Origin of the sequence: Streptomyces sp. NBC_00258 (genome assembly GCF_036182465.1) — a bacterium.
Classification (GTDB): Bacteria; Actinomycetota; Actinomycetes; order Streptomycetales; family Streptomycetaceae; genus Streptomyces.
This window is the reverse complement of record NZ_CP108081.1, coordinates 8094284-8106403: the sequence shown is the minus strand read 5'-3', so window position 1 is coordinate 8106403 and position 12120 is coordinate 8094284. Positions and strand designations below refer to the sequence as shown.

Genomic DNA, 12120 nt, shown 5'->3' with positions numbered 1-12120 from the left:
CGCGCGCCCGTCAGTCGCGGACCGGGAAGTACTGCCGAGGTGTGACCCCCACGATCCGCCGGAACGCCGCCACGAACGAACTGGCGGAGGCGTAGCCCACCCGACGGGCCACCGCCTCCGTCGTCAGCCCCTCGGCGAGGAGCGGCATCGCGATCTGCATGCGCAGGCGTTCGCGCCACTGGCCGAAGGCGAGGCCCGTCTCGGCGACGAAGAGCCGGGCCAGGGTACGGGCGCTCGCGCCGACCTCCCCGCCCCAGGCCTCCAACGCGCGCCCGTCGGCGGGGTGTTGGGCGAGCGCCCGGGCCACCGCCCGCGTACGGGGATCCCGGGGCTCGGTCACGGACACGCTCGTCACCGGTACGGGACGCAGTACGTCGAGGAGGACGGCCTCGGCCCGCGACCGGGCGTCCGGGGCGAGGTCCCCGCGCACGAGGTGGTCGACGAGTGCGCGGAGCAGCGGGTCCACGCCCACCACCGTGGGCTCGGTCCATGTGATCTCCGGACACGCCTCCGGGTTCACGTACGGAGACCGCATGACGGCGTCGCCCTCCGCCTCCGTCGCATGGGCCAGCCCGGCGGGGATCCACAGCGCCAGCGACGGCGGCAGCAGCCAGGCGCCGCGCTCGCTGGTCACGCGCAGCAACCCCTTTGCGGCCCAGGCGAGTTGGTGGAACGTGTGCCAGTGCCGGCCGAACGCGCTGCCCCTCGGCATCGCGAAGTGGCCGATGAAGATCGCGGTGGCGGCCGGCTGTACGGCCGGCCGTCCATCCGGCTGTCCGTCTGGCGACATGGGTCGGCAGCGTAGCCCGTGTCGGACACCGCCGCCCCGCTCGTACCGTCGCCTCATGCCGATGAACCGAGCACACCGCAAGCTGTGCAGCTCCGAGAAGTGGGCCCTGGCGACCAGGGACCACATCCTCCCCTGGACCCTGGCCGACGTACCCCTCGGCGACGACGTACTGGAGATCGGTCCGGGCTACGGCGCGAATCTCCGGGTACTGATCGAGCAGGTCCCCCGTGTCACCGCCGTCGAGATCGACGAGGGCACGGCCGCCCTGCTGGAAGGGAAATGGGGCGACCGGGCCACGATCCTGCACGCCGACGGGGCCGCGATGCCGCTGCCGGACGAGAGCTTCTCCTCCGTCGTCTGCTTCGTGATGCTCCACCACGTGCCGACGGCCGCGCAGCAGGACCGGATCTTCGCGGAGGCGCACCGCGTGCTGCGCCCCGGCGGTGTCTTCGCCGGGTGCGACAGCCAGCCGAGCTTCCGGTTCCGGCTGCTGCACTTCCGGGACACGATGAACACGGTGGATCCGGCCGGCCTTCCGGACCGTCTCGCGAAGGCGGGCTTCGCGGACGTGTCGGTGGACCGGCACCCCGACTCCGGTGCCGTCCGTTTCCGCGCCACCCGCCCGTGAGCCCGACCGGCCGCGGACCGCTCAGCGGCCCGCCCTGCCGTAGTGCCGGGCCACCGCGTGGAAGGCCTCCTTCGGCTCCCAGTGCCAGTCCGAGTCCGGGTCGTCGGGGCGGTCCTTGATGGGCTTGACGATGGCGTACGAGGCCATGTCGAGGTCGTGGAGCGGCTTGTCGGGGCGGTGCGGAGCGTCGGCGGTGATGAACTCGAACGTCATCGCCGCGTGCAGGTTCATGGACTCGAAGACGTCGAGGAGATCGGTGAGGTACGCGGCCTGTACGCGCTCGCTGCGGACCACGTTCCCCTTGATCTCCGGGGGTGTCTTGCCGTAGTCGACGATGTTCCAGCCCATCCCGCCCTGTTCCGGGGCGCCGACGAACGTACAGGTGCCGAACTCGGTGATGGCGAGCGGTTTGCCCCAGCGCTGGAACTTCCTCAACTCACGGACGTAGTCGGCCCGTTGCGGGAAGTACGAGTAGTAGTCGATCCCCACGATGTCGAAGAGGTTCCAGTCGACGTTCTCGAAGGTCGGATCCTGCATGGCGGCGTAACTGAGCCTGCCGCGGAAGACGGACCGGCCGACCGCCGCCGCCTTCGCGGTGAACGCGGCCAGCCGCTTCTGCATCTTCGCGAGATCGAAGTTGCCCTTCTCCAGGTTGTCGATCCGCTCGAAGACGTCGACCCCCGGCACGATCCCCGGCACGAACAGCCAGAACTCGCAGCCCACGGCGAGGGTGACCCGGGCCCCCTCCTTCCGCAGCCGTTCCCCGTGCCGGCCCGCCTCCGCCAGGTGCTCCAGGATCTCCCGCTCCGGCACGTCCCCCAGCGTCGGCTGCAGCCAGACGTGCAGCCCGCGCTCGGCGACCTCGCTCGCCGTGGCGTTCAGCCGCTCGACCCCGTCCCCGGTGACCTCGACGGTGTCGGCGTGCAGGTCGTCCGCGATCGCCCGGACGTCGCCGCGCATCCTCCGCCCGCTCCACGCCGTCCCCGGGGTCTCCCCGGCCCCGACGGTGTAGACGACGCCTCGGTGCCTGAGCCCGCGCGACCCGCCGGCCGCGGCTCGCGGCGCCGGAGAGGGCGCCCGGGGCGCGGGCGTCGAGGCGGACGCCCCGGCGGCCGGCAGTCCCGCCGCCGCTCCGACCCCCATGACCGCCGCTGCCGCCATGAACCGCGCCCTGCTGATCCCTGCGTTCCTGCCCTTGCCGTTCCCCGTGTTCTCCATGCCGACAGTCTGTTGAGCCGGGGCGCTTCCGGCTGTCGGCCGATGGTCTACGACACCCCGACCAAGGGATGAGCGTCGGCCGTCGGAAGTGTCCGGAAGCTGTGTGCCGACCATGAGTTCCTGAGCGTTCACCATGTCATCAACAGAATTGTTGACACTTTTGTCGCGAGCGAATTACGTTCGCGACAACGAGACCGGCGGACATGGGAGACATCGTGAAGCACAGGGCGGTCAAGCGCAGGAGTGTCGTCTTGGGGATCGGCGCGACAGCGGGTGTCGCGGCGGCCGGCGGCTTCGCCCTGAGCGCGCAGGCGTCCGGCGAGTCGTCCGGCGAGCCCGGAGCGAAGGCGTCCGGCTCGTCCGGCGCCCTCGCCTTCGACAAGGACGCCTGCACGGAACTGACGACGACGATCACGGACGCCGCCGGTGACGAACACGAGGTGAAGTACCACTTCTACAAGGCCATCACGTACGTCACCAAGCCGGTCGACGAGAAGTACCAGAGCCTGAACGTCAGCGTTCCGGTCGAGATCGACGGCAAGGCGGTGGACACCACCGGCGCCCCGATCCTCCTCGCCAACTCAGTGGGCGGTTACATGCCGTCGTCCGTCGCGGAGGCCACCGGCGTGGGCGGCGGCGAGATGACCGGCGGCCCCGGCGGCGGGGCGACGGGCGGCGCGAACGCCAGTGCCGCTCCCGGCGCGTCGGCATCCCCGTCCGCGTCCGGCGGCACCGGCACCGGCACCGGCACCGGCTCGGGCTCGGGCTCGGGCGAGGTGCAGTCCGGCGGCAACGCGATGGTGGACGGCCAGGGCGCGATGGTCAACCTCGGCAAGCTGGCCCTGGTGACGGGGTACGTCGTCGTGGAGCCGGGCGCCCGCGGCCGCACCCTCGTCGACTCGGACGGCACGTACTACGGCACCGCCCCGGCCGCCATCGTCGACCTGAAAGCCGCGGTCCGGTACGTACGCGCCAACAAGGGCCGCATCCCCGGCAACACCGACCGGATCGTCTCCTCCGGGACCAGCGCGGGCGGTGCCATGTCCGCCCTGCTCGGCGCGTCCGGAGACAGCCCGCTCTACGACAAGTACCTCAAGGAGCTGGGCGCGGCCGACGCGAGCGACGCCGTCTTCGCCAGCGGCGACTGGTGCCCCATCACCGACCTCGAACACGCCGACATGGCGTACGAGTGGAACTGGGGCGCCAACAAGCTGAGTTCGGGCTCGCTGGTCGACCGGACCGTGTCCAGGGAACTGAGCACCGCGTTCGCCGACTACCAGGCGTCTCTCAAACTCAAGGCGAAGGGCTTCGGTACCGTCACGGCCCGCAACCTCGACAAGTACATGGTGAAGACGTATCTGGAGCCGTCGGCCACCAAGTACCTGGCCGCCCTGTCGGACTCCGACCGTGCGACCTACCTGGCCGCGAACACGTTCATCACGTGGTCCGGCGGCAGGGCGGCCTTCTCCTGGGCCGACTTCCTCACCCACGTGGGCGCCCGGAAGAAGGACACCCCGGCGTTCGACGCCTTCGACCTCTCCTCGGGCGAGAACAACCTGTTCGGCACGGGGACGACGAAGGCACGCCACTTCACGCTCTACAGCCTGCGCCACGAGGGCAGCACCAGTGCGCGGCTCCCCCGCGACCTGCCCGCGAAGCTCGACCTGATGAACCCGATGCACTTCATCGAGAAGCGCAACCCGGCCCGGTCGAAGCACTGGTGGATCCGCGTCGGCACCAAGGACAGCGACACCTCGCTCAGCGTCGTCGGCAACCTCGCGCTGAGCCTGGAGAACCTGGGCGACGACGTCGACGCCTTCATGTACTGGGACGGCGGACACGGCTCCAACGAGGACCCGGCCGACTTCATGGCCTGGATCGCCAAGGTGACGGGCTACAGGAAGCGCTCCGCGAAGTAGCGCCCCGCCCCACCCCCACAGACGCGGTGCCCGTTCCCGTCATAGGACGCACACCGCCCACCGCGGCGCCGAATCCCCCGGACAACCGGGCTCGGCGCCGCGGTGTCGTGCTCACCGGACAGCCCCGCCGGCCCCTTCACTCACTCCGCGAACCTGCGTACGTACGTCCGCTGCCACGGCGTCTCCACGGCGTGGCGGTCGTAGTTCCGTCGTACGAACTCCACGGCCTCCTCGGGCGGTACGCCGTCCAGGACGGCCAGGCAGGCCAGTGCCGTGCCGGTCCGTCCGCGACCGCCCCCGCAGGCGACCTCGACACGCTCGCCTGAGTCCACGGCCCGCCCCCAGGTCTCCGTCAGGACCTTCCGCGCGTCCGCCCTGTCCCGGGGCAGCCAGAAGTCCGGCCACTTCAACCACCGTGTGTCCCAAGGGACTTCGGGCGGCTGCTTGCCGAGGAGATAGAGGCCGTACGTCGGCCGGACTGCCGAGGGGTCGAGCCCGTGCCGCAGCCCCCGGCCCCGCACCAGCCGCCCGGACGGCAGCCGCAGGACGCCGGCCGCCCCCTCGTCCCAGCCCTCGCTCATCCGACCCCCCGTGACTCCTGCGCGGCCCGCGCCTCGATACCGCGGAAATGGTCCGCCATCGCCTTCTGTGCCCCCTCCACGTCTCCCGCTCTCAAGGCGATGACGATGTCACGATGGCGGCGGACCGTCACGTCGGGCGTCGGATCGTCCGTCCAGCCCCGCACACCGGCGACCCGACGGAACACGGTCCAGAAGGCGCCCAACAACTGGGGCACCAGGGCGTTTCCGAGTGACGCGTACAGCAACTCATGGAATTCCCGGTCGAGTTCGGGGAACGGGCGGCCCGCCCGGCCCGCCTTCTCCATCCGTTCCACCACGGCCTCCAGCCGCGCCAGCTCCGCGTCCGAGAGCGTGCCCGTGACCCGCCGGACGAGCCCCTCCTCCAGGACCTCCCTGACCTGGAGTATCTCGGCCAACGCGCCCGTGTCGTCGCCCTGTTGGGCCAGCGTGCGGAAGGTCAGGCCGTCGACGAGCGGGGTCAGTGACGCCTCGCCGACGTAGGTGCCGTAGCCGTGTCTGATCTCCACGATGTCGAGGGCCTGGAGCGCCTTGAGGGCCTCGCGGACGGAGTTGCGGCTGACGCCGAGGGACTCCATCAGTTCGGCCTCGGTGGGCAGGGGCGCGCCGGCCCGGAGCCTGCGGTCGAGGATCAGCTGCATGACCTCGCGCTGGATCTGGCTGCTCACCCGCGGCTCACGGACCGAGCGCGCCCGGGGGGCCGAGCTCCTGGGAACGGCGTCCTTGGGGCCCGCTTCCCTGGGCCCGCCGGCCCCGAGTCGGCCGTCCCCGGGCCGGCCGTCCCGGGACCGGCCGTCGCTGCTCGGGCTGTCGTTCCTGGAGTCGTCGGATACGCGCCGCTCAGACATGCGCCGCATCGTACGCGCGCGGGACATCCCACGTCCCACCTCCCGACAGGATCGGCCGTCAATCGGCGATTGACCGCCCGTCAACTCGGCGTGATTCAGGCCGACATTGGTTGCACCTCTGGAAGAAACGGCATTCGTGCGCGCTCCCTTGACCACCCCCACGCGCCCTCTTATGGTCACGCTGCACCTATGACGTAGGACGTCGTATCTCCCACCCCTTGCTGGAGGAACCGTGCGCGACGCGACCCACGCACCGGCGCTGCACCGCCGGTCGTTCATGAAGTACTCCGGCGCGCTGGGCGCCGCCGCCGCGATCAGCTCGACGCTCTCCGCCTGCTCGTCGGGACCGGAGTCCACGAACGAGACGGGCGGTGGGGGCGAGGGCGCCGACAAGACGCTCACCGCGGTCATCGGCTACGGCAACGACCAGAGCTGGGACCCGCTGATGACGGCCTCGGCCTTCGCGATGGCCGGCAACCACCACATCTACGAGGGGCTGCTGGACACCGATCCGATCAGCCGTGAGCCGTACGCGGCGCTCGCGACGGCCGTTCCGGCGGATCTCCGGGCGACGACCTGGAAGTTCACGCTGCGGGAGGGCGCGAAGTGGCACGACGGGCAGCCCGTCACCGCCGACGACGTGGTCTTCACCTATGAGCGCGTACTGGATCCGAAGACGACGACGCTCGCCAAGAACTTCTTCGCGTCCTGGCTGAAGGAGGTGAAGAAGGTCGACGAGAAGTCGGTGGAACTCATTCTCAAGTTCCCCTTCCCCGACGGCGCGCAGCGGCTCACCCTCGCCAAGATCATGCCGAAGCACGTGTTCTCGAAGGCGGGTGCGCTGGACGAGGCGACGACGGGAAAGGCGGTCGGCTCCGGCCCGTACCGGCAGGCCGCCCACCACCCGAAGTCCAACACCACCTTCGAGGCGTTCGCGGACTACAACGGCCCCCGCAAGGCCGCTTTCAAGAAGATGAACTGGCTGACGATCGTGGACGCCGCACCGCGCGTCGCGAAGATCTCGGGTTCGAGCGCGGGCGCGCAGATCTCCGACAACATTCCGTACGCCAATATCTCCCAGCTGGAAAAGGGCGGCCTGAAGGTCGAGGGCGGGGCGGGCATGAACCACCTGTTCCTCCTCTTCAACACCGCCCACAAACCCTTCGACGACGTACGGGTACGGCAGGCGCTGCACTACGCAATCGACAAGGAGAAGATGATCCAGGCCGCGCTGCGCGGTCACGGAAAGCAGGCGTCGTCGTATCTCAACGAGGGGAATCCGACGTACCGGAAGGCGAAGACCGTCTACGACTACGACCCGGACAAGGCCAAGGCGCTCCTGAAGGAGGCCGGGGTCAGCGGGCTCACGGTCAGTCTGATGGCGGTCAACGTGAGCTGGATCGTGGACTGTCTGCCGACCATCAAGGCCTCCTGGGACGCCATCGGCGTCAAGACGACCCTCGAACCGCAGGAAACGGCCGCGCTGTTCACGAAGCTCGACCAGAAGAAGGACTTCCAGGTCGTCGCCGCCGCGTCGAATCCGAACCAGTTCGGTCTCGACGCGGATCTGATCATGCATTACAACTACGGGCCCGGGAACACCTGGATGCGGTATGCCCGCTGGGAGAACAACTCCGTGGCGAAGGATCTGTTCAAGCGGATGGATCAGGCCACGCAGGAGCCGGATGCCGAGAAGAAGAAGTCGATGACGCAGGAGTACATCGACGTCGTCGCGGAGAACGCCGTCATCTATCCCGTCGTGCACAACGAGTTGATCACCGCTTGGGATTCGAAGGATCTCTCGGGTATTCGGCCTCAGCCGTACCCGGGGATAAACGTTCTCCAGGCGAAATGGGTGTAGGCGTCGTTTGGAGGCTGCGGGCCGGCTTGGGCTGAGCGCGCAGTTCCCCGCGCCCCTGAAGGGGCCAGCCGGTTTTGAGACGCGAGGAGAGAAGAATCCGTGGTCGCGATCGTCAGAATTCTTGGGCGGCGGATCGTCCTGCTCGTGCCGTTGATGCTCGGGATCATTCTGTTCGTGTTCGTTGTGATGCGGTTCTCGGACAGTGATCCGGCGTCCGCGTACTTCCAGGGCGCGAACCCGACCGAGCAGCAGCTGCACGACTTCAGGGAGCGCAACGGCCTGCTGGATCCGTTCCCGGTGCGGTACTTCGACTTCGTCGGGGACCTGATCCGGGGTGACATGGGCGTCAGCGCGCTGACGCGGGCCCCGGTCGTCGACCAGGTCACCACCGCGCTGCCGCTCACCATGCAGCTGACCTTCCTGGGCCTGGGCATCGCGGTGGTGCTGTCGCTGCTCGGCGGGGTCACCGCGGCGATCTACCGGGACCGGTTGCCGGACCAGCTGATCCGGGTCGTCTCGCTGACCGGTGTGGCGGCGCCCGGTTTCTGGCTGGCGCTACTGATGATCCAGTACCTCGCGGTGGACCTGGGCTGGTTCCCGACCAGCGGATACGTCAACCCTGCCGACTCGTTCACCGGGTGGCTGAAGACGATGACGCTGCCCGCGCTGGCACTGTCGCTGCCGGTCGCCGCGCAGCTCACCCGGATCGTCCGCACGGCCGTGGTCGAGGAGCTGGACAAGGACTACGTACGGACGGCGATCGGCAGCGGGCTGCCGCCGGTGGTCGTGGTCGGGCGGAACGTGCTGCGCAACGCCCTGATGAACCCGCTGACCGTCCTGGGTCTGCGGGTCGGCTATCTGCTCGGCGGTGCGGTCGTCATCGAGACGATCTTCAATCTGCCGGGGATGGGAAAGCTCATGATCGACGCCGTGAAGAACGGTGATCCGGCCGTCGTGCAGGGCGGTGTGCTCACGATCGCCTTCGGGTTCGTGGTCGTGAACCTCGTCATCGACATCCTCTATCTGCTGGTCAACCCGCGCCTGAGGAGTGCCGAAGCATGATGCTGATGTACCGGAAGCGGCTGGCGGAGAAACTCTCCCTGCCCGGCATCCGCCTCAGGGGCTTCAAGCGCCTCCCCCTGATCTCGCGGATCGCGGTGGTGGTCATCGGGATCGTCGTCCTCACGGCCCTGCTCGCCCCGCTGATCGCCCCGCACGACCCGCTCGACCAGGTGCCCCTGGTCGACAACGGCAACGGCGTTGGCGCGCCGTCCGGCGAGCACTGGATGGGGCAGGACAGCCTGGGCCGCGACATCCTCAGCAGGCTGATGTACGGGGCCCGTTGGTCGCTCGCCATCGGACTCGGCGCGACCGGGCTCGCGCTCGTCGTGGGGGCGCTCATCGGGGCGATCGCGGCGACCTCGCGCAAGGCGGTCGACGAGACGCTGATGCGCTGCCTCGACATCGTCATGGCCTTCCCGGGCATCGCGCTCGCCGCCGTCTTCGTCGCGGTGTTCGGCGGCAGCATCCCGATCCTCATCGGCGCGATCGCGTTCCTCTACATGCCGCCGATGGCACGGGTCGTACGGGCCAACGTGATGGACCAGTACGGCGAGGACTACGTGACGGCCGAGCGGGTCATAGGAGCGCGTACCCCGCACATCGTGTGGCGGCACGTGGCCATCAACTGTGCCGCTCCGGTCCTCGTGTTCTGCACCGTGCAGGTCGCCGAGGCGATCGTCTTCGAGGCCTCGCTGTCCTTCATCGGCGCGGGTGTGCGGCCGCCGGACCCGTCCTGGGGCAGTGTCATCGCGGACGGCAAGAACATGGTGCTGACCGGCGGCTGGTGGGCGACCGTCTTCCCCGGTCTGCTGATGCTGTTCACCGTCCTCTCGCTGAACATCCTCTCCGAGGGCGTCTCGGACGCGTGGGCCGCGCCGGCCGCGCGGGACGTCGAGGCGCGTGAGGAGGAGGACCGTCTTGAGACGCCCGAGCCCGGCAGCGGCAAGGTCCTCGAACTGCCGGGACTGACGCAGGCGGCCCAGCGGCTGCGCACCCGGGCACGCCCTCTCCCCGAGGGACGGCCGGTGCTGAGCGTGGAGAACCTGGCCATCGGATTCGATGCCCGCCACGGGGGTGTGGACATCGTCGACGGCATCAGTTTCGACGTACAGCCCGGTGAAGTCCTGGGCCTGGTGGGCGAGTCGGGCTGCGGCAAGTCGCTGACCGCACTCGCCGTGATGGGCCTGGAGCCGAAGGGCGCCCGGGTGCGCGGCCATGTGCGGTTCAACCAGCGGCAGTTGGTGGGCGAGCCGATGAGCGTACGGCGAAAACTCCTGGGCCACGAGATGGCGATGATCTACCAGGACGCGCTCTCCTCGCTGAACCCGGCGATGACAATTCGCGCCCAGCTCAAGCAAGTTGTCAGGCGGGGCGGCACGCGCACGGGCACCGAGCTCCTCGAACTGGTCGGTCTGGACCCGGAACGCACCCTGCGCAGCTACCCGCACGAGCTGTCCGGCGGCCAGCGCCAGCGCGTACTCATCGCCATGGCTCTCTCCCGCGACCCGAAGCTGATCGTCGCCGACGAACCGACGACCGCCCTCGACGTCACCGTGCAGGCGCAGATCATAGAGCTGCTGCTGCGGCTGCGCGCCGAACTCGACTTCGCCCTGATCCTCGTCTCGCACGACCTGGCCCTCATCGCGGACGTCACCGACCGGGTGGTCGTGATGTACGGCGGCCAGATCGTGGAGTCCGGCGTGACGGCCGACCTCGTCGAATCCCCCTCCCACCACTACACGCGGGGCCTGCTGGGCAGCGTCCTGTCCCTTGAGTCGGCGGCCGAGCGCATGACGCAGATCAAGGGAGTCGTACCGTCGCCCGCCGACTTCCCGGCGGGCTGCCGGTTCGCCGACCGCTGCCCGATGGCGACGGACGTGTGCCGTACGACGGCTCCCCGGCTGGCGGGCCCGCCCCGCCACCACGAGGTCGCCTGCCACCACCCGGCGATCGCCCTGACGGCGACCCCGGCCGGACCGGCCGAAGCAACGGGACCGACCGGCCCGACCGAATCAACAGGGCCGACCGAGCCGACGGAAGCGAGGCCGTGAGATGACCCAGCCTGTCGATGGCAATGAGGTGAGCCGCCCCGAGAGCCCGCCAGCGGATGGCCATGGGGTGAGCCGCCCCGAGAGCCCGCTGGTGGTGCTGTCCGACGCGCACGTCGTCCACAAGGCGCGCACCGGCGGCCTGTTCTCGCGCGACCGGGTGTACGCCCTCACCGGCGCCGATCTCACCATCGCGCCCGGCGAGACGGTGGGCGTGGTCGGGGAGTCCGGCTGCGGCAAGTCGACGCTCGCCAAGGTCCTGGTGGGGGTGCAGAGGCCGACGTCCGGCACGGTGTCCTTCCGGGGCAGCGACCTGTGGACGATGCCACCGGCCGAACGGCGGGTCACGGTGGGCGCGGGCACCGGCATGATCTTCCAGGACCCGTCGACGGCCCTGAACCGCCGTCTGACGGTACGGCAGATCCTGCGCGACCCCCTCGACGTGCACAGGCGGGGAACGGCCCGGCAACGGGAGGACCGGGTACGGGAGTTGATGTCCCTGGTGGGCCTGCCCAGGGCGCTGGCGGACGGACTCCCCGGACAACTGTCGGGCGGTCAGCGCCAACGAGTCGCCATCGCGCGGGCGTTGGCCCTCGACCCGGACCTGGTGGTCGCGGACGAGCCGACGAGCGCGCTGGACGTGTCGGTCCGCGCCCAGATCCTCAACCTCCTCCTCGACCTGAAGGAACGGCTGGGCCTGGCCCTGGTCTTCGTCTCCCACGACATCCAGACCGTACGGAGGATGAGCGACCGGGTCATCACGATGTACCTCGGCCGGATCGTCGAGGAGTCCCCGGCCGACGAGGTGACGGACCGGTCCCGGCACCCGTACACACGAGCCCTCTTCTCGGCGACCCCTGGACTGCTGGACCCGATCGACCCCATCCCGCTGGTGGGCCCCGTACCGTCGGCGACGCGCCCGCCCAGCGGCTGCCCCTTCCGCACCCGCTGCTGGAAGGCGGACTCGGTCTGTGCCGGGACGATGCCGGACTTCGCGGCCGCGTCAAGTCCCGGGCACCGGTTTCGGTGCCACCATCCTGTGGAGGACGGCCAGTCGACACGCGACCTGGTCGCCCAGGCCGTCACCACCGTTCCGGAGGCCACCGCCATGGCCGACATCGCCACAGAGAAGCAGCCCTGACGCAGT

Annotated in this window: 10 protein-coding genes; 6 read left to right on the top strand and 4 right to left on the bottom strand. The window is 69.7% G+C overall.

Annotated elements, in window-relative coordinates; translation table 11 throughout:
- Positions 1 to 10: 10 nt before the first annotated feature.
- Positions 11 to 790 carry an AraC family transcriptional regulator gene (locus tag OG718_RS36190; RefSeq protein WP_143631999.1) on the bottom strand — a complete coding sequence of 260 codons (780 nt, stop codon included), beginning with the start codon at positions 788 to 790 and terminating at the stop codon, positions 11 to 13.
- A 55-nt stretch (positions 791 to 845) separates the two neighbouring features.
- Between OG718_RS36190 and OG718_RS36185 the strand changes: the two genes are divergently transcribed.
- Positions 846 to 1418, top strand: coding sequence for a class I SAM-dependent methyltransferase (locus OG718_RS36185; RefSeq protein ID WP_143632001.1), 573 nt, complete (start codon positions 846 to 848; stop codon positions 1416 to 1418).
- 21 nt (positions 1419 to 1439) lie between these two features.
- Here the strand turns inward: OG718_RS36185 and OG718_RS36180 are convergent, their stop codons facing one another.
- Entirely contained in the window at positions 1440 to 2636 is a 1197-nt protein-coding gene (locus OG718_RS36180) for an abortive phage infection protein (protein WP_328846183.1), read from the bottom strand.
- Positions 2637 to 2839: 203 nt separating this feature from the next.
- Here OG718_RS36180 and OG718_RS36175 point away from each other — a divergent pair, with 203 nt between their 5' ends.
- The gene (locus OG718_RS36175; protein WP_328846182.1) at positions 2840 to 4555 is read left to right on the top strand and encodes a subtype B tannase; all 1716 of its coding nucleotides are present in this window, start codon (positions 2840 to 2842) and stop codon (positions 4553 to 4555) included.
- Positions 4556 to 4695: 140 nt separating this feature from the next.
- Here OG718_RS36175 and OG718_RS36170 read toward each other — a convergent pair whose 3' ends face one another.
- Both OG718_RS36170 and OG718_RS36165 read right to left on the bottom strand, forming a co-directional pair.
- On the bottom strand, positions 4696 to 5136 hold the full coding sequence (locus tag OG718_RS36170) for a protein-tyrosine phosphatase family protein (protein ID WP_143632005.1): 441 nt from the start codon (positions 5134 to 5136) through the stop codon (positions 4696 to 4698).
- The gene (locus OG718_RS36165; RefSeq protein WP_443055366.1) at positions 5133 to 5795 is read right to left on the bottom strand and encodes a FadR/GntR family transcriptional regulator; all 663 of its coding nucleotides are present in this window, start codon (positions 5793 to 5795) and stop codon (positions 5133 to 5135) included. The genes OG718_RS36170 and OG718_RS36165 overlap by 4 nt, the downstream gene beginning before the upstream one ends.
- Before the next feature lie 439 nt (positions 5796 to 6234).
- Here OG718_RS36165 and OG718_RS36160 point away from each other — a divergent pair, with 439 nt between their 5' ends.
- The 4 genes from OG718_RS36160 to OG718_RS36145 all read left to right on the top strand — a co-directional run bounded on the left by OG718_RS36160 (position 6235) and on the right by OG718_RS36145 (position 12114).
- Positions 6235 to 7863, top strand: a complete 1629-nt coding sequence (locus tag OG718_RS36160; RefSeq protein WP_143632008.1) for an ABC transporter substrate-binding protein — start codon at positions 6235 to 6237, stop codon at positions 7861 to 7863.
- A 99-nt stretch (positions 7864 to 7962) separates the two neighbouring features.
- Positions 7963 to 8925 (top strand): ABC transporter permease, encoded by a 963-nt coding sequence (locus OG718_RS36155; protein WP_328846180.1) that lies wholly within the window; start codon positions 7963 to 7965, stop codon positions 8923 to 8925.
- Positions 8925 to 10976 (top strand): dipeptide/oligopeptide/nickel ABC transporter permease/ATP-binding protein, encoded by a 2052-nt coding sequence (locus OG718_RS36150; protein WP_328847889.1) that lies wholly within the window; start codon positions 8925 to 8927, stop codon positions 10974 to 10976. The genes OG718_RS36155 and OG718_RS36150 overlap by 1 nt, the downstream gene beginning before the upstream one ends.
- A 67-nt stretch (positions 10977 to 11043) precedes the next feature.
- Positions 11044 to 12114, top strand: a complete 1071-nt coding sequence (locus OG718_RS36145) for an ABC transporter ATP-binding protein (RefSeq protein WP_328846179.1) — start codon at positions 11044 to 11046, stop codon at positions 12112 to 12114.
- Positions 12115 to 12120: the final 6 nt, after the last annotated feature.

Bases quoted from the DNA above. Each gene is read 5' to 3' on its own strand.
- OG718_RS36190 (WP_143631999.1), bottom strand. From the start codon at position 790: ATGTCGCCAGACGGACAGCCGGATGGACGGCCGGCCGTACAGCCGGCC.
- OG718_RS36185 (WP_143632001.1), top strand. From the start codon at position 846: ATGCCGATGAACCGAGCACACCGCAAGCTGTGCAGCTCCGAGAAGTGG.
- OG718_RS36180 (WP_328846183.1), bottom strand. From the start codon at position 2,636: ATGGAGAACACGGGGAACGGCAAGGGCAGGAACGCAGGGATCAGCAGG.
- OG718_RS36175 (WP_328846182.1), top strand. From the start codon at position 2,840: ATGGGAGACATCGTGAAGCACAGGGCGGTCAAGCGCAGGAGTGTCGTC.
- OG718_RS36170 (WP_143632005.1), bottom strand. From the start codon at position 5,136: ATGAGCGAGGGCTGGGACGAGGGGGCGGCCGGCGTCCTGCGGCTGCCG.
- OG718_RS36165 (WP_443055366.1), bottom strand. From the start codon at position 5,795: ATGCAGCTGATCCTCGACCGCAGGCTCCGGGCCGGCGCGCCCCTGCCC.
- OG718_RS36150 (WP_328847889.1), top strand. From the start codon at position 8,925: ATGCTGATGTACCGGAAGCGGCTGGCGGAGAAACTCTCCCTGCCCGGC.